This window comes from Sphingomonas sp. jy18 (genome assembly GCF_056931895.1).
Map to the genome: position 1 here is coordinate 18,853 of NZ_JBXPBT010000004.1, position 26,209 is coordinate 45,061.

A 26,209-nucleotide genomic window follows, 5' to 3' on the forward strand; every position below is an offset into this window, starting at 1 on the left:
CCTTTGCACGGCCGCCCGCAAGCATCGCCTCAGCGGCGGCGCGCGTGCGCCTCGACCGCGCGCATCACCCGCAGGATGTTGCCGCTCCAGATCTTCTCGACGTCTGCTTCGCTGTAGCCGGCGGCCAGCAGCGCAGCGGTGACGCGGGGCAGGGCGCGGATGTCCTCGAAATCGCGCAGGCCGCCGCCGCCATCCCAGTCGGCCCCGATCCCGCAATGGTCGACACCGACCACCTGGAGGCAATGGAACAGCGCACGCATGAACAGCGCAAAATCGCCTTCGTTGAGCCGCTCGGTCCGGTCGAGCGCGGTCCAGGCATCGGCAACGGCGCGCTGTTCGTCCGGGGTCATCCGGTCCATGCGCTCCATCTGGTCTGACAGCGCGCTGCGGGCAGGCGTCGAATTGTAGCGGGACAGGAAGACCGAGTTGATATGGATGACGCCGCCCTGCGCCGCGACCTCGCGCGCCAGCGCATCGTCTATGTTGCGGCGGTGGTCGAAGATCGCTTTGAAGCCCGAATGCGACAGGATCACCGGCGTTTCGGACAGTGCCATCATCTGCCGCAGCGTGTCGTCCGACGCGTGGCTGCCGTCGATGATGATGCCCAGCCGGTTCATCCGCGCCACCCATTCGCGGCCGAGCGGGGAGAGGCCGCCATAGCGCACCGGTCCGCCCGCGCTGTCCGCCAGCCGGTTGCCGCCATTGTGCACCGGTCCGGCCATCCGCACGCCGCCGGCGTAGAATTCGTCGAGCAGGGAAAGATCGCTGCCCAGGGGCGAGCTGTTCTCCATCGAGATGAACGCCACGCGCTTGCCCGCCCGCGCTAGCCGCTCGCCTTCGGCTGCGGTGCGAGCGATACCGATGGTTGCTGCATTGGCATCGATCACGCGATGGATGGTCGCCAGCCGCTGCCGTGCCAGCGCCAGCGCGGCGGCATCGTCCGCGGCGCCGATCTCGCCCTGCGGCGTGTAGACCACGAACCACCCGCCATCGAGCCCGCCTTCGCGCATGCGTGGCAAATCGACATGGCTGAGGTCGGTGGTCCATTCATGCCGGTCGGCAAAATTCCAGCCCTGCCGTTCGAACACCACCGGCGTGTCGAGATGGGTGTCGAGCGTCAGTATCCGTTCGTGGACGGTGGCCGGGTCGGTCGATGCCGCGGTTGGTTCGGGTGCAGGGGACGGAGTGCAGGCGGCAAGCGAAATGGCGGCGAGGCAGATCAAGAGGCGCATGACGAGAGGCTAGCGCAATCTCGTCGTGCATCAACCCGTTGGCGGCTCAATCGCTCAGCGCGGCGGCGATGCGCAGCCGTGTGTCGGGAAGAACTTCGGCCTCGAACCATGGATTCAGCGTCATCCATCGCCCGACCCGCCAGCTCGGGTGGGGCAGCGGCAGATAAGGCTGAGGTGCTTCGCGCCAGCGGCGCACCCTTTCGGTCATGCTCAGCCGCCGCCAGTCGGGGAGATAGCGTTCCTGTGCATGGCCGCCGATCAGCAGGACCAGCCGGATGTCGGGCAACGCCGCGATCAACGGGGCGTGCCAGAGTGGCGCGCATTCGGGGCGCGGCGGCTTGTCGGCATGGCCATCGCTGCCCGGGTAGCAGAACCCCATCGGCATCAGCGCCACCAGCGCCGGATCGTGAAAGGTCATCGAATCGAGGCCAAGCCAGCCGAACAGCCGGTTGCCGCTGTCATCCTGCCACGGCACGCCGCTGGCGTGGACCTTGCTGCCCGGTGCCTGGCCGATGGCGAGGATGCGTGCCGTCGGGCTGGCCTGCACGATGGGGCGTGGGCCGTGTGGCAGATGCGTGGCGCAATGGGTGCAGGCGCGGATGGCGGCGAGCAACTGGTCCATGTGCATCGTCTAGCGTGGCGCAGGGCCGCTGTCGCCCATCGCCGCGGCTACCAGCGCGGCTTCGGCATCGGCCAGCACGGCATCGTCGGTTGCCTCCTGCGCCACGCTCTCGCGGCCGATCAGCACCAGCACCGGCACGGCCAGCGGGCTGATGCGCGGGAGAGGCACATGCACCATGGTCGACGCGGCGCGCTCGATCAGGTCGCCGAGCCGCCCGACATCGGTCAGGCGGGCGCGGGCATCGGCCCAGGCGGCTTCGATCAGCAGATGGTCCGGCTGGTAGCGCATCAGCACGTCGAAGATCAGGTCGGTCGAGAAAGTCACCTGCCGTCCGGTTTTCTTCTGCCCCGGATGCTGGCGCTCGACGAGACCGCCGATCACCGCCACTTCGCGGAAGGCGCGTTTGAGCAGGTGCGATTGCTGCACCCATTCGACGAATTCATCGTCCATGATCGCCGAATCCAGCAACTTGGCCGGGTCGGTCACAGGCTTCAGGCTCCAGATCGCCAGCGCATAGTCGGTGGCCTGAAAGCCGAGCGGTTGCAGCCCGGCGCGCTCCATCCGCTTGGTCAGCAGCATGCCCAGCGCCTGATGCGCGTTCCAGCCTTCGAACGGGTACATCAGCAGATAGTGCCGCCCCTCGTGCGGGAAGGTTTCGACCAGCAGTTCGCCCGGTTGCGGTAGCCGCGACCGTTCCGCCTGCACCCGCAGCCATTCGGCGACATCATCGGGGAAGCCGCGCCATTCGTCCGGGTCGGCAATCATGCGCCGCACCCGTTCGGCCAGATTGGTGGTCAGCGCCATGCGCGCGCCGACATAGGTGGGGATGCGCGCCGGCCGGGACGAGGCTCGGACCAAGAGGTCCATGTCCTTGACCCCCTCCACCTCGACGCTGATTCCGGCGAAGAAGAAGGTGTCGCCGGGCACCAATGTCGAGGCGAAATATTCCTCGACCGTACCAAGCTTGCGGCCGTTCCTGAACCGGACGTTGAGGCTGGGTGCATCGACGATGATGCCCGCGTTCATCCGGTGCTGCTGGACGAAGCGCGGTCCCGCGATCCGCCATCTGCCCTCGCCTGCGGGGGCAAGGCGGCGGAAGCGGTCATAGGCCTTGAGCGCATAGCCGCCGTCGCGGACGAAGCCCAAAGTGCGCTCGAAAGTCGCCCGGTCGAGTGCAGCATAGGGCAGGGTAGAGGTGATTTCGCGGTACAGCGCCTCCTCCTCGAACGGCCCGGCGCAGGCCGTGGCGGTGATATGCTGGGCGAGCACGTCCAGGCTGCCAGGGCGGAATATGTCGGGATCGCGTTCGCCGGCCTCGACCGCGTCGAGCGCCGCGCGTGCTTCCAGCCATTCGAAGCGGTTGCCGGGCACCACCAGCGCCTTCGACGGTTCGTCGAGCCGGTGGTTGGCGCGCCCGATCCGCTGGATCAGGCGCGAGCTGCCCTTGGGCGCCCCCATCTGGATGACGCAATCGACATCACCCCAGTCGAGCCCCAGATCGAGGCTGGCCGTTGCGACCAGCGCGCGGATGCGGCCGTTTGCCATCGCTTCCTCGACCTTGCGCCGCGCCTCGATGGACAGCGATCCGTGGTGGATGCCGATCGGCAGGCCCTTGTCATTGGCCTTCCACAATTCCTGGAAGATCAGCTCGGCGAGGCCGCGGGTGTTGACGAAGACGATGGTGGTCTTGTGCGCCTCGATCTGGGCCATCACGGCATGGGCGGCATATTTGCCCGAATGGCCCGACCACGGGACGCGGTTCTCCGGGAGGAGGATGCGGATGTCCGGCTCCGCCCCGGGCTCGCCCGCCACGAGTTGCACGCTGTCCATGTCCCCGCCAGGCGCGAGCCAGCCACGCCACGCATCGGGATCGGCCACCGTCGCCGACAGCGCCACCCGCCGCAGCGCCGGCCGGATCGCCTGTAGCCGTGCGAGGCATAGTTGCAGCAGGTCGCCGCGCTTGCCCGTGCCGAAGGCGTGGACTTCGTCGATGACCACCGTGTCGAGCGCGGCAAAGAAGAATGGCGCATCCTCATGGCTGAGCAGCAGGCTCAGCGACTCGGGCGTGGTCAGCAATATGTCGGGCGGCACCGCTTTCTGCCGCGCGCGCCGGTCCGACGGCGTATCGCCGGTGCGCGATTCGACCCGGATCGGCAGGTCCATCTCCTCGATGGGGATCAGGAGATTGCGACGGACGTCGGTGGCGAGCGCCTTCAACGGAGAGATGTAGAGGGTGTGGACGCCCGCGCTTTCATGCCGTTCGTGGAGGGCGATCAGGCTGGGCAGGAACCCGGCCAGCGTCTTGCCGGCGCCAGTCGCCGCGACCAGCAGTGCATGCTCGCCCATGCGCGCTGCATCGATCATTCCAGCCTGATGATCGCGCAGGCGCCATCCTTTGGCAGCAAACCAGTCCGCAAAGACGTGGGGCAGGTGGGAATCGGACGGCACCCTCTCCATATAGGGGGGATGAGCGAAAACGCAGCATTGGCCGGACCAACGCCGCTATCGGGCAGCCGCTACGGGCGATGGCTCGAGCCGCGCCGTGAGGGCATTTATATCCCGTCCGCCGATGCCTGGATCGACCCGTCGATCCCCGTCGCGCGCGCGCTCGTGACGCACGGCCATGCCGATCATGCCCGTGGCGGCCATGGCGCGGTGTGGGCAACGCCCGAAACGCTGGCGATCATGGGCGTGCGCTATGGCGATCAGGTGGCCGGTCACGCCACGCCTATCGTCTATGGCGAGCGCGTCGATATCGGCGGTAGCGTCACTGCGTCATTTCATCCCGCCGGCCATGTGCTGGGCTCGGCCCAGATCGCGCTCGAATGCGCCGGGGAGCGGATCGTGGCGTCCGGTGATTACAAGCGCCGGGCAGACCCGACCTGTGCACCGTTCGAGGTTGTTCCCTGCGACGTGTTCATCACCGAAGCCACCTTCGGCCTCCCCGTCTTCCGCCACCCGCCGACCGGTGACGAAGTCGCCAAGCTGCTCGCCGCGCGCGCGGCCAATCCGGATCGCTGCATCCTTGTCGGCGCCTATGCGCTGGGCAAGGCGCAGCGCCTGATCGGCGAACTGCGTGACGCGGGCTATGCGCGGCCGGTCTATATCCATGGCGCACTGGCGCGGCTGACCGAGCTGTATAGCGAACATGGCGTCGCGCTCGGCGAGGTGCTGCCAATGGCCGGCCTGCCCAAGGCAGCGCTGGCAGGGGAGATCATCCTCGCGCCGCCCTCCGCCCTCGCCGACCGCTGGTCTCGCCGCCTGCCCGACCCGATCACTGCCATGGCATCGGGCTGGATGCGGGTGCGACAACGCGCCCGGCAGCGCAATGTCGAATTGCCCCTGATCATTTCTGACCATGCTGACTGGGACGAACTGACCCAGACCATTGCGGACGTCGCGCCCAAGGAGGTTTGGGTGACGCACGGCCGGGACGATGCGCTGGTCCACTGGTGCACCCTGCGCCAGATCAAGGCGCGCGCGCTGCATCTGGCGCATTTTGACGATGAGGATGATTAGGGCACTGGCGGGGCGGGCGTGCGACGCGCGCTGCTGATGCCCACCGGTGTCGCCAGCATCTGCCCACGCATTGCGCCTTCGCCGGCATTGGGATCGGTCGGTGCGGCGAGTATCTGACGAATCACATCCATCCCCTCCACCACGCGGCCGAAGGCGGCAAAGCCGTCAGGGTCGCCGCCCGATCCGGCCGGCTGCGCATCCAGGCTGATCAGATCGCCGACGACGATGAAGAAATCGCCACGCGCCGTCCCCGGTGCTCCGCGGGCGAGGCTGATGGTGCCGTCGGTATGCGACAGGCCGGTCTGGCTGGTCGGCTCATGCGCCACCGGCGGCAAGGTGCGCGCCGGCAGGTTGCGCGTGCCGAACTGCACCAGCCCGTAGCCGCGACCGAGATCGAGCGCGCGGTAAAAGCCTGTTCCGTCGAGCTTGCGCTGGTCGACATAGCGCAGGAAAGCGGCGGTCGAGACCGGGGCGCGCTGCGATTCGAGCTCCAGCACGACCGGCCCGAGCGCGGTGGTCAGCGTGACGCGCACGGTCTCATAGACCGGCGCAGGCGCAGATGCAGCGGGCGGCGCGACCGGGGCAGGGGGTGGACCATCCTGCGCGCCTGCGGCGGTGGCGAGTGCGGCGGCAAGGGCGAACATGGCGGGTTTCAGCATGGCAGCCATCCTAAGCCGCCAGTGCTGAACGGCAAGTGTCCCGCTAGCGTCCGATCGCCTTGGCACGGCGGCGCTGCACGCTCGATCCGATGCCCATCGCCTCGCGATATTTGGCGACCGTGCGCCGGGCGATCTCGCAGCCATCCTTGGCCAGCAGCTCGACCAGCGTATCGTCGGACAGGATGGCGTTCGCCTCTTCTGCATCGATCAGCGCCTTGATCCGGCTCTTGACCGCCTCGGCAGACATGCCGCCTTCACCGTCGACCGCCATCACGCCGCTCGAAAAGAAATATTTGAGCTCATAGAGACCGCGTTCGCACGACAGATATTTGTTGCTGGTAACGCGGCTGACGGTCGATTCGTGCAGGCCGACAACGTCAGCCACCTGGCGTAGCGTCAGCGGCCGCAGCGCGCCGACACCGTGCAGGAAAAACCCCTCCTGCTGCTTCACGATCTCGCTGGCGACCTTGATGATCGTCTGCTGGCGCTGGTCGAGCGCCTTGATCAGCCAATTGGCGCTGGCGAGGCAGTCGGCGATCCATGCCTTGGGCGCCCCCTTGCCCGCCTTGGCAGAGAGTTCGGCATGATAGCGGCGGTTGACCAGCAGCCGCGGCAACGTCGCGCCATTGATCTCCACCGACCAGCCGGCAGCGGTCTTGCGCACGAACACATCGGGCACCACCGGCGTCGCATCATTGGGGGCGAAGCGCAGGCCGGGCTTGGGGTCATAGCCGCGCAGTTCGCGGATCATGTCCGCCATGTCTTCCTCGTCGACCCCGCAACGCTTGCGCAACTGGGCGATCTGGCCCTTGGCGAGCATGTCGAGGTTGGCGATCAGCATCGCCATGCAGGGGTCGTACCGGTCTGCTTCCTTGGCCTGCAGCGCCAGACATTCGGCCAGATTGCGCGCACCCACTCCCGTGGGATCGAACCCTTGCACTACCGACAGCACATCCTCGATGCGTGCCCGCGGCACGCCCAAGCGCGTCGCCAGTTCGCCAAGATCGGCATCGAGATAACCGGCATCGTCGATCGATTCGATCAGCGCCAGCGCAATCGCCAGTGCAGGGCCGCTGAGGCTGGCACCCGCCTGTTCGGTCAGATGCTCGCGCAGCGTCTGTTCGGCCCCGCCGAAACTGTCGAAATCGATCGCCTCGCCGTCGCCGCCCGAGCCGAAGTCGCCGGCATAGTCAGTGCCGGCAGACAGGTCCGGCTCACCGCCCGTCTCGCCGCGCCCGGCATCGCTATCCACCACCGAATCGCTCGGTGAATCATGATGGAAGGTCTCGGCCGCATAATCGACGTCTAGGCTGGCACCTGCATCGCTGCCCGATTCAAACTGCCGGTCGGTGGCGGTCGCCATGTCGCTTACCGTCGGAGCGGCGATTTCCTCGCTGCTCTCGCGGCCATTTTCCAGCAGCGGGTTCTTGGCCAGCTCGTCCGCCAGCACCCCTTCCAGCTCGAGGTTGGACAGCGCCAGCAAGCGGATTGCCTGCTGCAGCTGCGGCGTCATCACCAGCGATTGCGATTGCCTGAGGTCGAGGCGGGGCGCGAGCGACATGGCTGGCGTCGCTAAAGCGAGAAGCCTTCGCCAAGGTAAAGGCGGCGCACCTCCGGGTCGGCGACCAGTTCCTGCGGGCTGCCCGCAAACAGCACCCGCCCGTCGTAGATGATGCAGGCGCGATCGACGATATCCAGCGTCTCGCGGACATTATGGTCGGTGATCAGCACACCGATATCGCGGGTCTTCAGCTCTTTGACGAGATCGCGGATGTCCGCGATGGAAATCGGGTCGATGCCCGCAAAGGGCTCGTCGAGCAGCATGATCGACGGATTGGCGGCCAGCGCACGTGCGATCTCGCAGCGCCGACGCTCCCCGCCGGACAATGCCATCGCGGCCGAGCTGCGCAGGCGGACGAGGCCGAATTCCTCGAGCAGCTGCTCCAGCCGCGCCCGGCGGGCGTCCTTGTCAGGTTCGACGAGTTCCAGCACTGCACCGATATTCTGCTCGACGGTCATACCCCTGAAGATCGATGTTTCCTGGGGCAGGTAGCCAAGGCCGAGAATGGCGCGCCGGTACATCGGCAACGTGGTGATGTCTTCGCCGTCGAGCATGATGCGGCCCGAATCGGGTTTGACCAGGCCCATCACCGAATAAAAGCAGGTGGTCTTGCCGGCGCCGTTGGGGCCAAGCAGGCCGACTACCTCGCCGCGGTCTACCGACAGCGACACGTCGGACAGCACGGTCCGCTTGTCATAGCTCTTGGCCAGGCTGACCACGCACAGGCCGTGGCGTTCGGCCATGTCGGCAGCATCGGCGCGCGAAGCGACGGTTCCGGCGATGTCGTTCATGGTCGGAACCGGCCCTCATCCATGGGCACCATGCCCTTTCGTCGTCTGGCAGGATATTTGCAGGGAAATCAAGATTGCAAGCGATGGCCCGCAATCAATTCCGGTCCGGCACCGTGAATCGCCCGGTCACGCGCCCGCCCTGGCTGCTAACGCTGCCCGGAGCGGAGCCGGCAACGGGGGTGCCGCGGCCATCGACACTGGCCCGGCCGGAGGTCAGATCGATCACCAGCCGCCCGCCGTTCAGCCGGTTGGCCCCCTGCACCAGTTGCACATTGCCGAGCATGGTGATGATCCGCCGGTCGAGATCATAGATGGCGCTGTTGCCGGTCGCCCGGTCGGCCCCTTTGGTGACGGTAACGCCGCCGACTGCATCGATGCGGTTGACGTCGACGCCCGATGCATCGCTGTAGGCGACTGTCATCCGCGCGGCGGTCAGCGTCAGTCCCGCCTGTTCGACCACGACATTGCCAGCGATCACCACCCGGTCGGCGCGCGACTGCACCTCGATCGAATCGGCGGCAAAATCGACTGGCGCGTTGCTGTTGTGATTGATCAGCGCCTGTGCCTGCGCACCATCGCCGACGCCGGACAGCATCAGCGCCAGTGCAGTCAGACCGAACCCGGTGGCGCCGAAAGCAATCGCCCGTGCGGGCCGGGAAGAGGCGCGGTTGCGGTGGTTCATTATCTCAATCCCTGGTCGATGCGCAGACGCGCATTGCCTTGCAGCCGGACGACCCGCCTGTCGAGGTCTGCCGAAATGCTGTTGGCGCTGAACCGGCCGATCGGCAAGGTGCCGGTTACCGGCGCGCCGCTGCGTAAGGTGCGGTCCTTAAGGTCGATGGCAACCGCGCCGGTCTCCAGCCGATAGCCGTCTGCACCGACAAAGCGCAGGTTACTGTCGACCATCACCCGGTCCTGGCGCGGGTCGAACTGGCCGCTGTCGGCGGAGAGGGTGGCCGGGCCATCGCTCAGCACCATCATTGCCGAAAGATCCTGCATGCGCACCACCGGGTCGGCCGCGCTTTTCTGCACGGCATTGCCGGCGGAAATGCTGAACGGTCTGCCGCTGCTGTCGGTGCCGGAATAGCGCGCGGCTTCCACCCTCAGGCGTTGCGGAGAAATTTCGATACTGTCCTTGGCAAGCAGGAAGCCGATGTCGCTGCGCTGGCCGAACGGCGCGAACAGCAAAACGGCGCACAGGGCGCCGATCGCCATCGGCAGGCCGATCTGCAAAAGCCGAATCAGCCGGTCATGGCGCCCGCCACCCGCCGCCCAGGCCCGGCGGCGATTGCGTGCGACATCGGCCTCTATCGACATGGCATGCTCACCCGTGCGCGAAAATGTCGATCTCCGGCCAGCCGGCGAGATCGAGTCGGGCGCGCACCGGCAGGAAATCGAAACAGGCCTGCGCGATGGCGGTCCGCCCCTCGCGCTCCAGCTTGATGTCGAACGCCGCCTTCAGCGCATGCAGGTAGCGCACGTCGCTCGCCGCATAGTCGCGCTGGGCATCGCTGATGTCGGGTGCACCCCAGTCGCTCGACTGCTGCTGCTTCGACAGTTCCTGCCCCAGCATCTCGCGGCACAATTCCTTGAGGCCGTGACGGTCGGTGTAGGTGCGGGTCAGCCGGCTGGCGATCTTCGTGCAATAGACGGGCCCAGCCTCGATACCGAGATAACGTTCGATTGCGGCGAGGTCGAATCGCGCGAAATGATAGATTTTCAGCCTGCCCGGGTCGCCGAGTACGGCCTTGAGGTTCGGCGCGGCATAGCTGCTGCTGGGCCCGAAGCGGACGAGGTGCTGGTCCGGTCCGCCGTCGCTCAGCTGCACCAGGCACAACCGGTCGCGGCCCGGCAGCAGGCCCATGGTTTCGGTATCGACGGCGATCGGGCCGGGGCCCAGCACGCCGGCTGGCAGGTCTTCTTCATGGAAATGAACAGTCATCGTGCCCGGCCTTAGGGCAAGTGGAGCAACGCCTCAATGCCCGCCACGGATAAGCAAGCACAGCCACCCGCGCCGCCAAACCGTCGCCAGCGCCAAATGCCCTTCGCAACGGGCGGATTTTGCTGTATGTGATAGGTGGGCACGAAAATTATTTTCGTGACTCGTGGCACCGCATGCCCGTCCGTTCGGGGTGGTTAGCCAGATCTGGCCGGACGGAAAGTTGAGTGTTGATTGGCGCATGAGTTTTGATCGTGAACGTCGCGGCGGCGGCAAGGGTAGCAATCGTCGGGGCGGAAAACGCGACGATTTCGGTGGCGGAGATTTTTACGGCGGCGGCGGCTTCGGTGATGCGCCGCGCGGCGGTGGCTTCGGGGGCGACTTCGGCGGCGGCGGCGGGTACAACCGGGGCGGCGGCTTCGGAGATCGGGATCGCGGCGGTTTCGGCGGCGGTGACCGCCCGGGCTACGGCGGTGGCGGCGGTGGCCGTCCCGGCGGCTACGGCGGCGGGGATCGGGGCGGTGGCGGCGGCGGTTTCAACCGCGGCCCGCGCCCGCAGATGCCGGCACAGGTCGTTGGCGAAGGCACCGGTGTCGTCAAATTCTTCAATAGCGAGAAGGGTTTCGGTTTCGTTGCCCGCGACGATGGCGGTGAAGACGTGTTCGTCCACATCAGCGCGGTAGAGCAGGCCGGGCTGACCGGTCTTGCGTCCAACCAGACGCTGGCCTTCACGCTGGTCGATCGCAATGGCCGTATCTCGGCCACCGATCTGAAGATCACCGGTGAGCATCTGGCGGTCGATGCGCCGTCCGAGCGTCCACAGCGCAGTCGCCGTCAGCTGACAGGCGAGCGCGCCACCGGCGAAGTCAAATTCTTCAACGGCTCGAAAGGTTTCGGCTTCATCAAGCGTGACGACGGCGGGGCCGATTGCTTCGTGCACATCAGCGCGGTCGAGCGCGCCGGCATGCACGGCCTGAACGAAGGCGATCGCCTGGCGTTCGACATCGAAGTCGACGATCGAGGCAAATATTCGGCGGTCAACATCGCGGCGGGCTGATCCGCCGGACGACGGACAATCGCACCGGCTCCTGCCGGTGGGACATTTGAAGAGGGCCCCGGAAGCATCGCTTCCGGGGCCCTTGTTTCTTTGCAGGTCGCGCCAGGCTCAGGGTGCCTCGGCGGCATCCACCGTTGCGGTCACCGGCGGGGCGATGTCCGCTGAAATCGTGTAGGCGCCCGTGTCATTGCCGAGCGGGCTGGCGCGGATGACCACTGTGCCATCGGTCTGGAAGGTGATGCGCAGGCGGCTGTTGAGCCCGTCTTCCTCGCCGCCGCCATCGTCGTTGCTGGCAACGACGCTGTAGCCCAGCGGCGAGTTGGTGCCGGCTTCGAGGTAGGAATCGAATTCCTCCGAATCCATCTTGATCAGATATTCCTGCCCGGCCTGCCCGGTCAGCGAATAGAGGTGATAGGGCCGGCCGAGACCCGAAACGGTCAGCGCCGGATCGCCGGACGCGCTGCCGTCTGCATAGTCCTCGTAGCTCTCTGCATAGCCGCCGCTCTCGGTGATCACCGGGTCATTGTTGGTCAGCGTCCCCTGCACGGCCTTGCCGAGCGTCAGCGCCGTGGGGGTGGGGGCGGACGGCAGCGGCGGCAGCTGGGACAGCGCCAGCGTGAAATTGCCCACGCCTTCCTCGTTCAGCGCCCGCGCCCGAATGACATAATTGCCTGCGGTGTGCACGGTGGCGACCAGGCGGCTGTTGAGCCCGTCTTCCTCTCCGTCGCCATCGTCATTGGAGGCAAGCATGGTGAAGGTGCAGCCATCCATCCTGCCGATCTCCACGACCGGATCGAAGGTGGAGGTGTCCGCCGCCTGCAACGTCACCTGGATGCGCGTGTCGGCGGCCAAGGTGGTGGTATAGCTGCGAATGCGCGGATCGGGTGCGGGGCACTGCCCGGCGCGGGGCGCAACGATTTCGCCCTGCACGGACTGGCCCATGGCGATGGTCGCGGGCGCGGTGCGGCCACGGTTCTGCGCGGCGGCGGGCATAGCAGCCGCCACCAAGGCAGTTCCCAGCAAAATCTTGATTCTCAACGCCGACATGTCCTGTCCCCCTTGTCTGGCGACCGTCCGGACCATCCCGGAGCCCGGCCGCATCGGTCATGGCATAGCCCGCCATGGCTGTCGCTAACATGACCGAAATCACACTGCTGGCAAGCGTTATGACATCAGCCGATCAGCCGCTCCAGCGTGTCGATGCGATCGGCTTCCACCGCCGGCTTGTCGCGCCTGATCCGCGCGATTCGGGGGAAGCGCATGGCCAGCCCCGACTTGTGCCGGCGTGAGGCGTGGATCGAATCGAAGGCCACTTCCAGCACCAGGCTCTTGTCCACTTCGCGCACCGGGCCGAAGCGGGCCGTCGTGTGATCGCGCACATATTTGTCGAGCCAGCGCAGTTCCTCGTCGGTGAAGCCCGAATAAGCCTTGCCCACGGGCAACAGTTCGCCTCCGGCGGCGGGGTCGCCGGTCCAGCAGCCGAACGTGTAATCCGAATAGAAGGACGAGCGTTTGCCGCTGCCGCGCTGGGCGTACATAAGCACGCAATCGGCAGTCAGCGGGTCGCGTTTCCATTTGTACCACAGGCCGACCTTGCGCCCCGCGACATAGGGCGAATCGCGCCGCTTCAGCATCACCCCCTCGATCGCCGCATCGCGCGCCGCCGCCCGCAACCGTGCCAACGCATCGAAATCCGCGGCCTCGATTAGTGCGGACAGGTCGAAACGGTGTCCGGGCAAGTCGGGGATCAGCGATTCCAGCCGCTGACGCCGGTCGCTCCACGGCAGCGGTCGCAAATCGTCGCCAGCCACCTCCAGCGCGTCGTACAGGCGCACGAAGGCCGGCGCGTCGCGCAGCATCGCGGCGCTTACCGTCTTGCGCCCCAGCCGCTGCTGCAGCGCATTGAAACTGGCCGCGCCGCCTTCGACGCCGCCCTGATCGGTGCCCCGTACCAGCAGCTCGCCGTCGAGCACCGCTTCCAGCACGAAATCCCCGGCTACATCGGGAAAGGCGGCGGTAATGTCATCGCCGCCGCGGCTATAGAGCCGTGTTTCCCCGCCCCGCCGGACAAGCTGGATACGGATGCCATCCCATTTCCATTCGGCGGCATAGTCGGCGAGGTCGACCGTGCCGTCCTCCAGCGGGTGCGCCAGCATGAACGGGCGGAACAGCGGCCGTTGCGACAGATCGGGCAGCGCGGCACCGGTTTCGGCCCAGGCAAACAGCTCGGCATAGGGCGGCGACAGCGCGTGCCACACCTCCTCGATCGCCTCGACATCGCGCCCGAACGCCTGCGCCATCGCCGTCCGCGCCAGCCGCCCGGAAACGCCGACACGCATCCCGCCGGTGGCGAGCTTGATCAACGCATAGCGGGCGCTGCTGTCCAGCCGGTCAAGCATCGCCGCCAAGACGGCCGCGCCTTCGCCGCGCTTGGCGCTCTCCATCCGCCCGATCGCCTCGCCCAGCCCGATGTCGTCCTGCTGTCCGTTCTCGGGCCACAGCAGGGCCACCGTCTCCGCCGTGTCGCCGACATAATCGCGGCTCAGCCGGAACAGCAGCGGATCGACCCGCTCCTCGATCATCGCCCGCACCACGCCGGGCTTGATCGCCGGCAGATCGATCTCCCCGGTCAGCGCGGCGAGGGCCCAACCCCGGTCAGGGTCCGGCGTGGCACGCAGATAGTCGCCGATCAGCTTGAGCTTGGCGTTGCGGCTGCCGGTATAGACCAGCGCGTCGATCAGGGCAGCGAAGGCCTTCATGCTGCAATCATGGCTATCGCGGGCGGCGATTGCGAGCATCGTTTCGCGCTCAGCCCAGCAATTCCCACAATGCCCAGCCGCCGAGCGCGGCAAACAGCAGCGCGGTGGCGATGCGCATCGCCTTCAGCGGCACGATGCGGGTTATCCTGTCGCCCAGGAATACCGCAGGCACGTTGGCGATCATCATGCCAAGGGTGGTGCCGATGGTCACGGCCAGCACCGCCTGATGCTGGGCGCCCAGCGCGACGGTGGCGATCTGGGTCTTGTCCCCCATCTCCGCCGCAAAGAAAGCGAGGACGGTGGCGATGAACGCGCCATGCGCGGAAATGGCGGATTCGCCTTCATCCTCGTCGATCCGGTCGGGCACCAACGCCCAGGCCGCCATGGCGAAGAAGCCGAGGGCCACTGCCAGCCGGAACCAGTAGCCCTCGAGCAGGCCTGCCATCGTCACGCCCGCCCACGCGGCGAGCGCATGGTTGGCGATGGTCGCCACGAAAATGCCGGCGATGATCGGCAACGGGCGCTGGAAGCGGCAGGACAGCAGAATGGCGAGCAGCATCGTCTTGTCGCCGATTTCGGCGAGCGCGACGAGCAGGGTGGAGCTGAGCACTATATCCATTTGGTCGAATTCCGGGCCGGGCGGATAGTGGACGCGACAACGAAGCGCCCTTCCGCCCGGCCAGGCAGAGGGTGCATCGTCATCGGTCTCGCTGCAGGTGGCAGGTGCCACCCCCATCGCGCCACGACCTCTCGGCCGACCATGTTGACGCGACATCTGCGGATGCTGGTCCGCAGCCGGCTACTCCCCGGTTGACCGGGGCCGGATAGGCATTGCGCCGGCCACGGTCAAGCCGCGCCCGCGCCCTGGACCATCGGAAGAACGGTCCGCGCCGGTCGCTCTCACCCCTTGCGGCTGGTCTCGAACAGGAACCACGCGCGTTCCTCGGCCTGGTCGGTCCAGTCGTCCAATATGCCGCTGGTGGCATTATCCTTGGCGTCGTCGACGATATCCTTCGCCTCGCGCAGCGCCGCGACCAGTGCCAGATTGTCTTCGCGCAGCTCCGCAAGCATCGCATCGGCGCTGACGAAATCGGCGTCATTGTCCTTGATCGTCTGGCGGCGGGCAATGTCCCCGATCGAACGCAGGGTGGTGTTGCCCGTCTTGCGCACCCGCTCGGCAATCGCGTCGGTAGTGGCAAGGATCTGAGCCGCCTGATCGTCCAGCATCAGATGATAATCGCGGAAATGCGGGCCCGAGACATGCCAGTGGAAATTCTTGGTCTTGAGGTAGAGCGCGTAGCTGTCTGCCAATATGCCGTTGAGCGCATCGGCAACCGAGCGCGCATTCTTGCCGTCTAGGTCGGTCGGGGTATCGAGCTTGCTCGGGGTAACCATGGCCTGTGTCTCCTGTGTCTGATCCGGTCGTTACGGCGTAACACCGGACCGCAGCGATGGTTTCCATGGGTGTGCGGCAAAACATCTATCGCTGTGATCGACGCAATTGGTCACGGCGGGCCGCCCGCTGCGGGGTGCGCTGCCCTAGACGAAGCCGAGCGCGGTCAACGCCAGCCACAGGCCGAGCAGCAAGGCCAGGCCCCCGGTCAGATGGCGGATGGTGCGCACCGGCAGTGCGTCGAGTTCGGACGGGGTCAGCAGGGCGGTCGATGCTGCCGCCACCACCAGCCCCATCGCACCGCCGATGCCAGCCATCAGCGGGTCGAGGGTCCAGGCGGCGGTGGCGAGGATGATGAAGGGTGCGCTTTCGCCGAGCTGCGCGGCCAGCAAGAGTATGAAGGCGCTTGCCGGCCCGCGCGCGGAGGCCAGCAGCCGGGGTGCGACCGGACGCAGCGGCCATAGCGCGCTGGCGCCCGCCAGCAGCAGGGACAGCGCGAAGAACAGCAGCAAACCGGGTCCGCGCACCTGAGCGGCAATCGACGCGCCAAGCCATGCCGCTGCCGCGGCTGCGACCAGCCCGGAGGCAAGCATCGCGGCAAGGGCCAGCGACTGGCCACGCGTGTCGGCTATCGCGCGACCGAGCAGCCACCATCGCCCGCCGAAGCTGACCAGCGCGCCTGCCAGCAGGCCGATTATCAGGGCATCCATGCGCAGAATCCTGTCGGCGGCCCCGCCGCAGTCAGCGCCCCAGGCGCAGTGCCACCGACGCCAGCAGCGCCTGCTGCATGTCCTGTCGCACCGGTTCCAGCGTCACCGCATCGTCGAGCGCGTCGAGATAGCACAAGAGGGTCGCGCCGGCCGAATCCTGCGCTAGCGCCGATTCGAGCCGCCCGGCGATGCCGGCGACGGCGCCGAATCCGTGCGACTGGGCGATGCTGCGGATGTCGTCGACCGTCTCTACCAATTGTCGCACATTCAGCGACGCGCGGTTGGCAGCGATCGCCGCGATGCGCTGGTGCAGATCGGCGCGAATATGGGCGGCTCGGGCTTCGGTCAGGGCCATCGGCAACACTCCGGTGTCAATGGCGGGGAGACTGCGCCTCCACTGGTTAATGTGCCGATAACGACGGTATCGCCGGGTGAACGCCGACTCCTTGCTTGACAAAGCGGCCCGGCAGCGCCAATGCGCGCCGACTTGCGGGCGGCTTCGCGGCTGCCCCTTTTTCATTTCAACGCATTTGCGCAAGGATTTTGGTCATGGCCAAGCCGACCACCGTCAAGATCAGGCTCGTCAGCACCGCTGACACCGGCTTCTTCTATGTCACCAAGAAGAACCCCCGCACCCAGACCGAGAAGCTGTCCTTCAGCAAATATGATCCGGTCGTGCGCAAGCATGTCGAGTTCAAGGAAGCCAAGATCAAGTGATGCAGGGCTTGGCAGCCACGCTGCCATAGCTGTTGCGTCATCGCCGCGCAGGCGGGGTCAGGCTCGAGCGGGGTGCGGTCGAAGGCCGCGCCCTTTTTCGTGCATCGCGCACGCGTCGGTCAGAGCAAGGCCTCGACCGCCTCGATGAAGCGAATCACCGAAATCGGCTTGGAGACATAGCCTTCGGCACCGGCGGCGCGGATGCGCGCCTCATCGTCGCGGCCGGCATAGGCGGTCACAGCCAGAATCGGTGTTCTGGCGAGCGCGGGATCGGCCTTGATCGATGCGATCAGGTCCATGCCGCTGACATGCGGGAGCTGGATGTCCATCACGATCAGGTCCGGCCCGATGTCGGCTGCGCGGGCCATGGCGTCGCGGCCGTCGCGCACCGGTTCGGCGGTATAGCCGTGGGCGGTGAGCAGATCGCAGAACAGCCGCAGGTTCAGCTCATTGTCTTCGACCACCAGTACGCGCTTGTCGGCCATGCCGATTGACTTCCTTCCGCGTCAGACCTTGCCCGCGGTCGCCTCATAGGCCAAGGCTCGCGTGAAACAAAGGGCTGTGGCATCGCAGCCGACAGGACGCCATGGACCCGAATCGCCCGCCTGCTCCCCGCCCCGTCGACCCCGCCGTCCTGCTGCTCGGCGCGCTCGCCTGGGTTTGCGCGGATGACCGGCGTGCGGCGCGTCTGCTCGACCTTACCGGGCTGGATGCGAACCAGTTGCGGCTGCGCGCCACCGACCCGGCGATACTCGCGGCGACCGGCGAGTTCCTCGCCAGCCACGAGCCCGACCTCATCGGCTGCGCCGAGGCCCTGGACTGCATGCCGGGCGATCTCGTTGCCGCCACCCGTGCGCTTGCCGAAGGATAGACATGGCCCGCCCCCTGCTGATCACCGATTGCGACGAAGTGCTGATGCACATGGTGGTGCCCTTCGGCGCCTGGTTGTCCGACGATCATGACATCGAGTTCGCGCTCGAAGACGCGACCTTCGCCAACGCGCTCAAGCGCAAGGCATGCGGGACGCCGCTGCAGGCGATGGAAGTGTGGCCGCTGCTCGATGGCTTCTTCCGTCACGAAATGCACCGGCAATATCCGATCGCCGGCGCCCAGGCCGCGCTGGCGCGCCTTTCAACGCTGGCCGATATCGTCATCCTCACCAATGTCGGGCCCGAACATCAGGCCGCGCGGACCGAGCAGCTCGCCAAGGTCGGCATGCCCTTCCGCGTCATCGGCAGCCGCGGCGGCAAGGGCGATCCGGTCAGGGCGCTGCTCGACGAGATGCAGCCCTCGGTCGCAGCGTTCATCGACGATCTGCCGCAGCATCATGCCTCGGTCGCCGGTGCCGCGCCCGACGTCTGGCGGCTGCACATGGTGGGCGAGCCGGTGATTGCGCCCAAGATCCCCGCCGGTCGCCATGCACACGCGCGGATCGACGACTGGGCCGGGGCCGAAACCTGGCTGACATCCATTTTCCACGCCGGACAGCCCGCTCCGGCCATCCTCACGGAGATCGAATCATGACCGACAGCGTCGAAGTACGTCTGACCGAAGCCGGTTTCACTTTGCCCGAGGCGCTGGCACCGATCGCCGCCTATGTGCCGACTGTGCAGGTCGGCAATCTGCTCCACATTTCGGGGCAGGTGTCGTTCAAGGATGGCGCCATCGTCACCGGACGGCTGGGCGATGACATGGAAGTGGAGGCCGGGCAGGCTGCAGCGCAGTTGTGCGGGCTTATGCTGCTGGCGCAGATGAAGAAGGCGCTGGGCAGCCTCGACAAGGTCGAACAGGTGGTCAAGCTGGGCGTGTTCGTCACCTCCACCCCCGCCTTCAACCGCCAGCCCGAAGTGGCCAATGGCGCATCGGAACTGATGGTGCTGGCGTTCGGCGATGCGGGGCGGCATGCCCGTAGCGCGGTCGGTGTGCCGGCGCTGCCGCGTGGCGCGGCGGTGGAAATCGATGCCGTGGTGGCTGTGAAGCGCTGACGACTACCCATTGCCGGGGCGCCGCATCATATAGGGGATCATGGCCGACACCGATCCCCCCGTCATCGCCCGAATCGCGTCCGGCGTGGCTGCGGTCGATGCTGTGCAATGGGATGCGCTGGCCGGTCCGGACGATCCTTTTCTGAGCCATGCCTTTCTGGCGCTGCTGGAAGAGTCGGGCAGCGTCGGTCCGGGCACCGGCTGGCAGAGCGCGCCGCTGCTGATCGACGGCGCCGACGGGCGGCTGACTGCAGCCGCGCCCGCTTATCTCAAGAGCCACAGCCAGGGCGAATATGTCTTCGATCACAGCTGGGCCAGCGCGTGGCAGCGGGCGGGCGGGGACTATTACCCGAAGCTGCAGGTCGCGGTGCCGTTCACCCCGGTGCCCGGCCGGCGCTTGCTGCTGGGCGATGACACATCGGCGGCCACGCTGATCGCAGCGCTGGAAGCGATGACTCTGCAGAATCATCTGTCTTCGGCGCACGCCACCTTCGTCGCGCCGGACCAGCTCGGCGCGTTCGAAGCGGCCGGCTGGCTGGTGCGGCAGGACAGCCAGTTTCACTGGTTCGACCGCGGTTATGGCGATTTCGACGGGTTTCTGGGCGCGCTATCCTCCCGCAAGCGCAAGGATATCCGCAAGGAGCGTGCCACCGCGCAGGCGGTAGTGACGATAGAAGCGCTGACCGGGGACGCGATCCGGCCGGAGCATTGGGACGTGATGTGGGCCTGCTATCAGGACACCGGCGCGCGCAAATGGGGCCATCCCTATCTGACCCGCGCGGCCTTTACGCTGCTCGGCCAACGGATGGCGGATCGCATCCTGCTGCTGATTGCTTATGAGCGGCAGAGCGGCCGACCGGTCGCGGCGGCGCTCAATTTCATTGGCGGTAGCGCACTTTACGGGCGCTATTGGGGGTGCCTGGCCGACATTCCCTGCCTGCATTTCGAGCTATGCTATTATCAGGCGATCGATTTCGCGCTGGCGCACGGGCTGACCCGGGTCGAGGCGGGCGCGCAGGGGCAGCACAAGATGGCGCGGGGCTATGAGCCGGTGCCGACCTTTTCGGCGCATTTCATCCCGCACGCCGGCTTTCGCGCGGCCATCGCGGATTTTCTGGCGAGCGAGCGGCCTGCCGTCGATCAGGAACGCGCGTGGCTTGCCGAGCGATTGCCGTTCCGGGCAGACTGATCAGGCGGCGTTGGCGCGTGTTGCCGGCACCGCATGCAGCGCGGCGATCCACGCCCGCGCCTGACGCTGCGCTTCGGCAATGTCCTCGCGCCCCATCTCGGCCGCGATTTCGGCGCGCAGCAGTCCGCCTTCGCGCACACCGGCCAGAGCGGCGAGATTGAACCATTTGTGTGCCTCGATGAGGTCGACTTCGACCCCGTCGCTGCCGGTCGAATAGGCGATACCCAGTTCGAAATAGGCGTCCGGCTGGCCGCGTGAGGCAGCCGCCAGATTGCTGTCGAACAGGCTGGTGGCGGTAGAGAGCTTCATGCCCATGGATTTGGTCCCCGTTACGGAGCGACTTCGGCTCCGCAACCGACAATCCCGAATCGGCGTCAACAAATGGTTAACGCGATTAACCAAATATAATCCGGGCTTTAACCCACGGGTATGTTGTCGATCAGGCGGGTGTTGCCGATCCGGGCAGCAATGAACAGCCTGGCGCCGGCACCGTGCTGATCGAGCAGCGCCAGTGTCGCCCCGTCGCGCAGCTCGAGATAATCGATACTGTCGAAGCCGCCGGAAAGTATGGCCGAGCGGGCCGTCTCGATCGCCGGGCCGGCCGGTACCCCGCTGGCTATCGCGGCCGCTGCTTCGGCCATGGCGCGCGGCAGGATTGCCGCTGCGGCCCGCTGCTGCGGCGACAGGTAGAGATTGCGTGACGACATGGCGAGGCCATCTGCCTCGCGCACCGTCGCCACACCGCCGATTTCGATGCCGAAATCGAGATCGCCGGTCATGCGGCGGATGATCGCCAACTGCTGCCAGTCCTTTTCGCCGAACAGGGCGATGTCGGGACGGACCTGGTTGAACAGCTTGGCAACCACGGTCGCGACGCCATCGAAATGGCCCGGGCGCGCGGCCCCGCACAGCACCTTGTCGAGCCCGCCGACCGAAATGCTGGTGGCATGGCCGGACGGATACATGGTCGCCGCGTCCGGCAGCCACAGCAGCGCCACGCCCTCTTCGAGCAGCTTTGCGGCATCCTCCGCCTCGCGGCGCGGATAGGCGTCGAGGTCTTCATTGGGGCCGAACTGCTTGGGATTGACGAATATCGAGGCGACGACATGGTCCGCCTTGCGGCGCGCCTCGCGCACCAGCGTCAGATGCCCTTCGTGCAGCGCGCCCATGGTCGGAACGAAGGCGACACGGCCATGGTCGTGGCGCAGCGCGATCATCGCCGCATGCAGCCCCGGGAGAGTCGTGATGGTCTGCATTGCCCTTTGCCTTCCCTTTACCCCTTGCCCTCACTAGAGCAGGGCAATGCGAGGGGGCATGGTGACGCGCCCCTTCGCGTGCATGACCGCTTGCCAGAGGCCCCCTACCGCATGACCGCCGCCATCGCCCGACCGCATATCATTGTCTTTGCCAATGAAAAGGGCGGAACCGGCAAATCGACCTGCGCCGTGCACGTCGCTGTCGCGCTTGCCTCGCTGGGTGCGCGGGTGTCCGGGCTCGATCTCGACCATCGCCAGCGCACCTTCCACCGCTATCTGGAAAATCGCGTCGCCACCGCTCGACGGCGCGGCGTTACTTTGCCGACGCCACGCTTCGATGTGTTCGGCGGCGAGCCGATCGAGCGGCTCGGTGAAAAACTGCTGCCGCTGGCCGAGGGCGCCGATTTCCTGATCGTCGATACCCCCGGTCGCGACGATCCGCTGGCCCGGCACATGGCGACGCTGGCGCACACGCTGGTCACCCCGATGAACGACAGTTTCGTCGACTTCGACCTGATCGGTCAGGTCGATGCCGAAAATTTCAAGGTGCAGCGTCCCAGCTTCTACGCCGAGCTGATCTGGAATGCGCGCAAGACCCGGGCGACGATGGACGGCGGCACCATCGACTGGGTGGTGCTGCGCAACCGCATCCAATATCTCGAAGCCCGCAACATGCGCCGGGTGGGCGAGGCGATGGGCGAACTGTCGCGCCGTGTCGGCTTTCGCGTCGTCCCTGGCCTGTCGGAGCGCGTCATCTTCCGCGAATTGTTCCCGTCGGGGCTGACCCTGCTCGATCGCGGGCATCTCGGCGAGCTCGGCACTAGCCACATCGCCGCGCGACAGGAATTGCGGGAGATGCTCTCGGGCCTCGCCCTGCCGATGCCCGGGGCCGGTGCCAACGCTGCACTCGCGGCCAGCGGTTGAAGGAACAGCGCAATGGCCCCGCACCGTTTCGACCAGACCCTGCTGCGCGAATATGACATCCGCGGCATCGTCGGCCAGACGCTGCACGCTGCCGACGCGCGCGCCATCGGGCTGGGCTTCGGCAGCCACGTCCGGCGCAACGGCGGCAGCCGGGTGGCGGTCGGCTATGACGGTCGCCTGTCCTCGCCGATGCTGGCCGATGCGCTGATCGAAGGGCTGATGGCGACCGGCTGCAGCGTGCTTTCCATCGGGCAGTCACCCACGCCGATGCTTTATTTTGCGTGCCACGCGCTAGAAGCGGATGGTGGGATAGAGATAACCGGCAGCCATAATCCCCCCGACTACAACGGCTTCAAGTTCATGGCGGCGGGCGCGCCATTTTATGGCGAGCAGATTCAGGCGATCGGCGCGATGGCCGCCGCCGCCGACTGGGTCAGCGGCAGTGGTGCGGTCGAACCGGTGCAACTGCTCGAAGCCTATGTCGATCGTTTGCTGCAGGGGTTCGACGGTCCGGCGCTGCGCATCGGCTGGGATGCCGGCAATGGCGCGGCGGGGCCGGTGGTCGAGGCCTTGGTCAAGCGGTTGCCGGGCGAACATGTCACCCTCTTCACCCAAATTGATGGACATTTTCCAAACCACCACCCTGATCCGACCGAGGAGAAGAATCTGGCGGACTTGCGGCGGCTGGTCGCGGAGAGACGGCTCGATTTCGGGGTCGCATTCGATGGAGATGGCGACCGGATCGGCGTGATCGACGGAGAAGGCCGGGTAATCTGGGGCGATCAGCTGCTGCAGATCTACGCCGAAATGGTGCTTCAGGACCTGCCGGGCGCGACCATCATTGCCGACGTCAAGGCCAGCAACGCGCTGTTCGATCGCGTTGCCGCGCTGGGTGGCGTGCCGCTCATGTGGAAAACCGGGCATAGCCTGGTCAAGGCCAAGATGAAGGCAACCGGCGCTCCGCTGGCCGGAGAGATGAGCGGCCACATCTTCTTCGCGCACCGCTGGTACGGGTTCGACGACGCGCTTTATGCTGCGGTGCAACTTATCGAAGCGGTCGGCCGCCTGGGTCGTTCGGTAACAGAGATGCGCGGTGCGATGGCGCCGATGGTCAATACGCCGGAGCTGCGTTTTCAGGTCAATGAAAGCCGCAAGTTCGCTGTCATCGATGAGGTGCTCGAGCGGCTGACGGTTGCAGGTGCAACCGTCGATCGCACCGACGGGGCTCGGGTTTCCGACGCTGACGGCTGGTGGCTGCTGCGTGCTTCGAACACGCAGGATGTGCTGGTCGCCCGTGCAGAGGCGTCGGATGAAGCCGGACTTGCCCGCTTGCTGGCGCAGGTCGATGCCCAGTTGGCAGCCAGCGGGATCGTCAGGACGGCCGCCTGATCAAGTTGCAAATTTTGCAATGCAATTTGTTTATTTCGCAGTTGCAGCATGACCGGGCATGGCCCATATCAGCCATGCCTTTCGAGGCACTCTCTCCCAATCCTCCTCAGGGCCGCCTTCGGGCGGCCCTTTTTTTCGCCTGAGGGCCGACCGTTGAAAGGCCGGATCAGGCCGGGCGGGCGGCCTGTTCCGGGGGAAGCGGCTGGAAATCGCGAACATCGGCAATGAACAGCGCTGGCAGCGCGATGGCGCGCGACCGGTCGGCTTCGACATGCGCATAGGTCAGCGCCATGTCGGTCAACCGCTCGTCCTCGCGGAAAATCGCGACATGGATGGTAAAGCTGCGGCGCCCGAAACGGGCGACGCGCGCGGCGACGGTGATCAGTTCATCCAGTTCGGCGGACGCGTGATAGTCGAGCTCGGCATTCACCACGACGATGTCCGAGCCATATTGGGCAAAGAATTGTCCCGGCTGGCCGCCACCCATCGCCCTGAACAGCTCGGTCACGCCGATGTCAGCGTAGATCAGGTAGTTGCCGTTGAAGACGATGCCCTGATGATCGACCTCGTTGAACCGCACGCGCACGTCATGGCGCACGGCGAACTGCTGTTTGGCGATGGTCCACCAGCTGCGATCCATGATGCGGTGCTTAGGCGCTGCCGAGCGGCGCGCAGGCGGCTTCCAGCCAGGTCCGCTCGTCGGCGTCGAGTCCGGTGCCAAGCTTGTCGAGGCAGGCGGCATGATAGGCATCGACCCAGCGCTGCTCGGGCCCGGTCAACAGCTCGAGATCGATGAGATTGCGGTCGAGCGGCGCAAAGGTCACCGTCTCGAAACCGAGCATCGGCTGTTCCGCGCCGGCAAGCTCGCGTTCGACCACGAACACCAGATTCTCGATGCGGATGCCATAATGACCGGGCTTGTAATAGCCAGGCTCATTGGACAGCAGCATGCCGGCGCGCAACGGCTCCTCGGTCCCGGCCTGCCCGCCGGCGGGCTTGGCGATGCGCTGCGGGCCTTCATGCACCGACAGGAACTGGCCGACGCCATGGCCGGTGCCATGGCCATAATCGACGCCATCGGCCCACAAATGCATGCGCGCCAATATATCGAGCTGGCTGCCGCGTGTCCCTTCCGGGAAGATGGCGGTGGCGAGCGCGATATGCCCCTTGAGCACCTGCGTGTAGCGGCGGCGCATCTCCTCGCTGGGCTGTCCGACCGCGATGGTGCGGGTAACGTCGGTGGTGCCGTCGCGATACTGCCCGCCCGAATCGATCAGATAGAGCGTGCCGGTCTCCAGCGGCCGATTGGTTTCCGGGCTGACGCGATAGTGCATCAGAGCGCCATTGGGGCCGGCCCCGGAAATGGAATCGAACGACAGATCGACGAGCTCGCCCGAGGCGCGGCGGAACTGCTCGAGCTGGGCGGCTGCTGACAGTTCGTCGATGCCGCCCTTGGGGGCCTCGGCCTCGACCCAGCGCAGGAAGCGGGTCAGCGCGACGCCATCGCGGACATGCGCGGCCTTGATCCCGGCGATTTCGACCGGATTCTTGATCGCCTTGGGGAGGATGGTCGGGTCCCGGTGCCGCTCGACAATGGCGCCTGCCGCTTCCAGCCGCGCGATGATCGCGGCAACGGTGCGTTCGGGGTCAACCGCCACGCGCTTGCCGGCGAGGTGCGCGAGGCTCTCGGCAAAGGCCGCGCGCGGGGCGATGCGCACGGCGTTGCCGAGATGGCTGCGCACGTCGGCCGGCAGTTTGGCCTCATCGACAAACAGCTCGGCGGTGCCATCGGCATGGACCAGCGCGAAGGACAGCACCACCGGGGTACGGCTGACATCCTGCCCGCGAATGTTGAACAGCCAGGCCACCGAATCGAGCGCGGTCACCACCGTCGCATCGAGCTTGTGCGCCTTCAGCCAGTCACCGACATCGGCACGCTTCTCGGCGGAGGAGCGGCCGGCGACGGCATCGTCCTGCACCATCGCGGGGGCCGCACTCGGGGCGGGGCGGTCGGCCCATACCGCATCCACCGGGTTGGCAGAGACCGGCACCAGCGTCGCGCCGACCGGCTTCAGAGCCTTGTCCATCGCCTGCACCCACTGCTCGCCATGCAGCCAGGCATCATAGCCAATGCGCGCGCCATGCGGCGCATTGCCGGCCAGCCAGCCCGACAAGGTTGCCTTGGGCGTGTCGACATAATCATAGAGGTCGCCAGGCACCTGATCGCGCACCTGCAATTCGTAGCGCCCGTCGATGGCGATCGCGGCCTTCTCTGCCAGCACTGCCGCGGTGCCGGCCGATCCGTTGAATCCGGTCAGCCAGGCGAGGCGCTGCGCATAGGCCCCGACATATTCGCTCATATGCTCGTCGGAGATCGGGATGATGAAGCCATCTAGCCCCTGTCTCGATAGCTCGCTGCGCAGCGCGGCAAGCCGTTCGGCGGCAGGATGGGCGGAAGCGGGGCGGGCGAGCGTTGCGCTGTCTGTCGTCATGCCAGCGATATAGGC

At 66.5% G+C, this 26,209-nt stretch carries 29 protein-coding genes; 9 read left to right on the forward strand and 20 right to left on the reverse strand.

What is annotated here, in order from left to right:
• Positions 1-29: 29 nt before the first annotated feature.
• Genes AC0QC4_RS10890 through AC0QC4_RS10900 form a run of 3 tightly spaced genes read right to left on the reverse strand, consistent with a single transcriptional unit; the run spans position 30 to position 4,311 of the window.
• Positions 30-1,232 carry a dipeptidase gene (locus AC0QC4_RS10890; RefSeq protein ID WP_483659928.1) on the reverse strand — a complete coding sequence of 401 codons (1,203 nt, stop codon included), beginning with the start codon at positions 1,230-1,232 and terminating at the stop codon, positions 30-32.
• A 46-nt stretch (positions 1,233-1,278) separates the two neighbouring features.
• On the reverse strand, positions 1,279-1,854 hold the full coding sequence (locus tag AC0QC4_RS10895) for a uracil-DNA glycosylase family protein (RefSeq protein ID WP_483659929.1): 576 nt from the start codon (positions 1,852-1,854) through the stop codon (positions 1,279-1,281).
• 9 nt (positions 1,855-1,863) lie between these two features.
• On the reverse strand, positions 1,864-4,311 hold the full coding sequence (locus AC0QC4_RS10900; protein ID WP_483659930.1) for a ligase-associated DNA damage response DEXH box helicase: 2,448 nt from the start codon (positions 4,309-4,311) through the stop codon (positions 1,864-1,866).
• A 9-nt stretch (positions 4,312-4,320) separates the two neighbouring features.
• On the opposite strand from AC0QC4_RS10900, the gene AC0QC4_RS10905 reads away from it, so the two are divergent.
• Positions 4,321-5,373, forward strand: a complete 1,053-nt coding sequence (locus tag AC0QC4_RS10905) for a ligase-associated DNA damage response exonuclease (RefSeq protein WP_483659931.1) — start codon at positions 4,321-4,323, stop codon at positions 5,371-5,373.
• On the opposite strand, the gene AC0QC4_RS10910 is transcribed toward AC0QC4_RS10905, so the two are convergent.
• The 6 genes from AC0QC4_RS10910 to AC0QC4_RS10935 all read right to left on the reverse strand — a co-directional run bounded on the left by AC0QC4_RS10910 (position 5,370) and on the right by AC0QC4_RS10935 (position 10,326).
• Positions 5,370-6,032 carry a peptidylprolyl isomerase gene (locus tag AC0QC4_RS10910; protein ID WP_483659932.1) on the reverse strand — a complete coding sequence of 221 codons (663 nt, stop codon included), beginning with the start codon at positions 6,030-6,032 and terminating at the stop codon, positions 5,370-5,372. The genes AC0QC4_RS10905 and AC0QC4_RS10910 overlap by 4 nt on opposite strands.
• Before the next feature lie 43 nt (positions 6,033-6,075).
• The gene (gene rpoN / locus AC0QC4_RS10915) at positions 6,076-7,593 is read right to left on the reverse strand and encodes an RNA polymerase factor sigma-54 (RefSeq protein ID WP_483659933.1); all 1,518 of its coding nucleotides are present in this window, start codon (positions 7,591-7,593) and stop codon (positions 6,076-6,078) included.
• A gap of 11 nt (positions 7,594-7,604) precedes the next feature.
• Complete coding sequence (lptB, locus tag AC0QC4_RS10920) at positions 7,605-8,336, reverse strand: LPS export ABC transporter ATP-binding protein (protein ID WP_483660285.1); 732 nt, start codon at positions 8,334-8,336, stop codon at positions 7,605-7,607.
• A 142-nt stretch (positions 8,337-8,478) separates the two neighbouring features.
• The gene (locus AC0QC4_RS10925; protein WP_483660286.1) at positions 8,479-8,979 is read right to left on the reverse strand and encodes an LptA/OstA family protein; all 501 of its coding nucleotides are present in this window, start codon (positions 8,977-8,979) and stop codon (positions 8,479-8,481) included.
• 86 nt (positions 8,980-9,065) lie between these two features.
• Positions 9,066-9,701 carry an LPS export ABC transporter periplasmic protein LptC gene (locus AC0QC4_RS10930; RefSeq protein ID WP_483659934.1) on the reverse strand — a complete coding sequence of 212 codons (636 nt, stop codon included), beginning with the start codon at positions 9,699-9,701 and terminating at the stop codon, positions 9,066-9,068.
• Between the two features lie 7 nt (positions 9,702-9,708).
• A complete protein-coding gene (locus tag AC0QC4_RS10935) occupies positions 9,709-10,326 on the reverse strand; it encodes a ribonuclease D (protein WP_483659935.1) in 618 nt (205 codons plus the stop codon).
• Between the two features lie 238 nt (positions 10,327-10,564).
• On the opposite strand from AC0QC4_RS10935, the gene AC0QC4_RS10940 reads away from it, so the two are divergent.
• Positions 10,565-11,380: a cold-shock protein gene (locus tag AC0QC4_RS10940; protein WP_483659936.1), complete on the forward strand. Its 816-nt coding sequence runs from the start codon at positions 10,565-10,567 to the stop codon at positions 11,378-11,380.
• Positions 11,381-11,488: 108 nt separating this feature from the next.
• On the opposite strand, the gene AC0QC4_RS10945 is transcribed toward AC0QC4_RS10940, so the two are convergent.
• From AC0QC4_RS10945 to AC0QC4_RS10970, 6 genes are all read right to left on the reverse strand, one after another.
• A complete protein-coding gene (locus AC0QC4_RS10945; protein WP_483659937.1) occupies positions 11,489-12,427 on the reverse strand; it encodes a hypothetical protein in 939 nt (312 codons plus the stop codon).
• Between the two features lie 125 nt (positions 12,428-12,552).
• Positions 12,553-14,139, reverse strand: coding sequence for a cisplatin damage response ATP-dependent DNA ligase (locus AC0QC4_RS10950; protein ID WP_483659938.1), 1,587 nt, complete (start codon positions 14,137-14,139; stop codon positions 12,553-12,555).
• Between the two features lie 49 nt (positions 14,140-14,188).
• Complete coding sequence (locus tag AC0QC4_RS10955; protein WP_483659939.1) at positions 14,189-14,758, reverse strand: TMEM165/GDT1 family protein; 570 nt, start codon at positions 14,756-14,758, stop codon at positions 14,189-14,191.
• 281 nt (positions 14,759-15,039) lie between these two features.
• The gene (locus tag AC0QC4_RS10960; protein ID WP_483659940.1) at positions 15,040-15,534 is read right to left on the reverse strand and encodes a Dps family protein; all 495 of its coding nucleotides are present in this window, start codon (positions 15,532-15,534) and stop codon (positions 15,040-15,042) included.
• Between the two features lie 144 nt (positions 15,535-15,678).
• The gene (locus AC0QC4_RS10965; protein ID WP_483659941.1) at positions 15,679-16,242 is read right to left on the reverse strand and encodes a hypothetical protein; all 564 of its coding nucleotides are present in this window, start codon (positions 16,240-16,242) and stop codon (positions 15,679-15,681) included.
• Between the two features lie 31 nt (positions 16,243-16,273).
• Positions 16,274-16,597, reverse strand: coding sequence for a hypothetical protein (locus AC0QC4_RS10970; protein ID WP_483659942.1), 324 nt, complete (start codon positions 16,595-16,597; stop codon positions 16,274-16,276).
• A gap of 194 nt (positions 16,598-16,791) precedes the next feature.
• On the opposite strand from AC0QC4_RS10970, the gene rpmG reads away from it, so the two are divergent.
• Entirely contained in the window at positions 16,792-16,959 is a 168-nt protein-coding gene (gene rpmG, locus AC0QC4_RS10975) for a 50S ribosomal protein L33 (RefSeq protein WP_483659943.1), read from the forward strand.
• A 119-nt stretch (positions 16,960-17,078) separates the two neighbouring features.
• Here the strand turns inward: rpmG and AC0QC4_RS10980 are convergent, their stop codons facing one another.
• Positions 17,079-17,444, reverse strand: coding sequence for a response regulator (locus AC0QC4_RS10980; protein WP_483659944.1), 366 nt, complete (start codon positions 17,442-17,444; stop codon positions 17,079-17,081).
• A gap of 101 nt (positions 17,445-17,545) precedes the next feature.
• Between AC0QC4_RS10980 and AC0QC4_RS10985 the strand changes: the two genes are divergently transcribed.
• The 4 genes from AC0QC4_RS10985 to AC0QC4_RS11000 are packed head-to-tail and all read left to right on the forward strand — an operon-like array spanning position 17,546 to position 20,133.
• A complete protein-coding gene (locus AC0QC4_RS10985; protein WP_483659945.1) occupies positions 17,546-17,830 on the forward strand; it encodes a DUF3572 family protein in 285 nt (94 codons plus the stop codon).
• Positions 17,831-17,832: 2 nt separating this feature from the next.
• Positions 17,833-18,483 (forward strand): HAD family hydrolase, encoded by a 651-nt coding sequence (locus AC0QC4_RS10990; RefSeq protein ID WP_483659946.1) that lies wholly within the window; start codon positions 17,833-17,835, stop codon positions 18,481-18,483.
• Complete coding sequence (locus tag AC0QC4_RS10995) at positions 18,480-18,944, forward strand: RidA family protein (RefSeq protein WP_483659947.1); 465 nt, start codon at positions 18,480-18,482, stop codon at positions 18,942-18,944. The genes AC0QC4_RS10990 and AC0QC4_RS10995 overlap by 4 nt, the downstream gene beginning before the upstream one ends.
• A gap of 40 nt (positions 18,945-18,984) precedes the next feature.
• Complete coding sequence (locus tag AC0QC4_RS11000) at positions 18,985-20,133, forward strand: GNAT family N-acetyltransferase (protein WP_483659948.1); 1,149 nt, start codon at positions 18,985-18,987, stop codon at positions 20,131-20,133.
• Here AC0QC4_RS11000 and AC0QC4_RS11005 read toward each other — a convergent pair whose 3' ends face one another.
• Together AC0QC4_RS11005 and panC are read right to left on the reverse strand one after the other, a co-directional pair.
• Entirely contained in the window at positions 20,134-20,448 is a 315-nt protein-coding gene (locus AC0QC4_RS11005) for an SEL1-like repeat protein (protein WP_483659949.1), read from the reverse strand.
• A 101-nt stretch (positions 20,449-20,549) separates the two neighbouring features.
• Entirely contained in the window at positions 20,550-21,389 is an 840-nt protein-coding gene (gene panC / locus AC0QC4_RS11010) for a pantoate--beta-alanine ligase (protein WP_483659950.1), read from the reverse strand.
• A gap of 111 nt (positions 21,390-21,500) precedes the next feature.
• Here panC and AC0QC4_RS11015 point away from each other — a divergent pair, with 111 nt between their 5' ends.
• Both AC0QC4_RS11015 and pgmG read left to right on the forward strand, forming a co-directional pair.
• Positions 21,501-22,313, forward strand: coding sequence for a division plane positioning ATPase MipZ (locus AC0QC4_RS11015; protein ID WP_483659951.1), 813 nt, complete (start codon positions 21,501-21,503; stop codon positions 22,311-22,313).
• A gap of 12 nt (positions 22,314-22,325) precedes the next feature.
• A complete protein-coding gene (gene pgmG / locus AC0QC4_RS11020; RefSeq protein ID WP_483659952.1) occupies positions 22,326-23,702 on the forward strand; it encodes a phosphoglucomutase/phosphomannomutase PgmG in 1,377 nt (458 codons plus the stop codon).
• A 166-nt stretch (positions 23,703-23,868) separates the two neighbouring features.
• Here pgmG and AC0QC4_RS11025 read toward each other — a convergent pair whose 3' ends face one another.
• Together AC0QC4_RS11025 and AC0QC4_RS11030 are read right to left on the reverse strand one after the other, a co-directional pair.
• A complete protein-coding gene (locus AC0QC4_RS11025) occupies positions 23,869-24,342 on the reverse strand; it encodes an acyl-CoA thioesterase (protein WP_483659953.1) in 474 nt (157 codons plus the stop codon).
• 10 nt (positions 24,343-24,352) lie between these two features.
• Positions 24,353-26,194: an aminopeptidase P family protein gene (locus tag AC0QC4_RS11030; protein WP_483659954.1), complete on the reverse strand. Its 1,842-nt coding sequence runs from the start codon at positions 26,192-26,194 to the stop codon at positions 24,353-24,355.
• Positions 26,195-26,209: the final 15 nt, after the last annotated feature.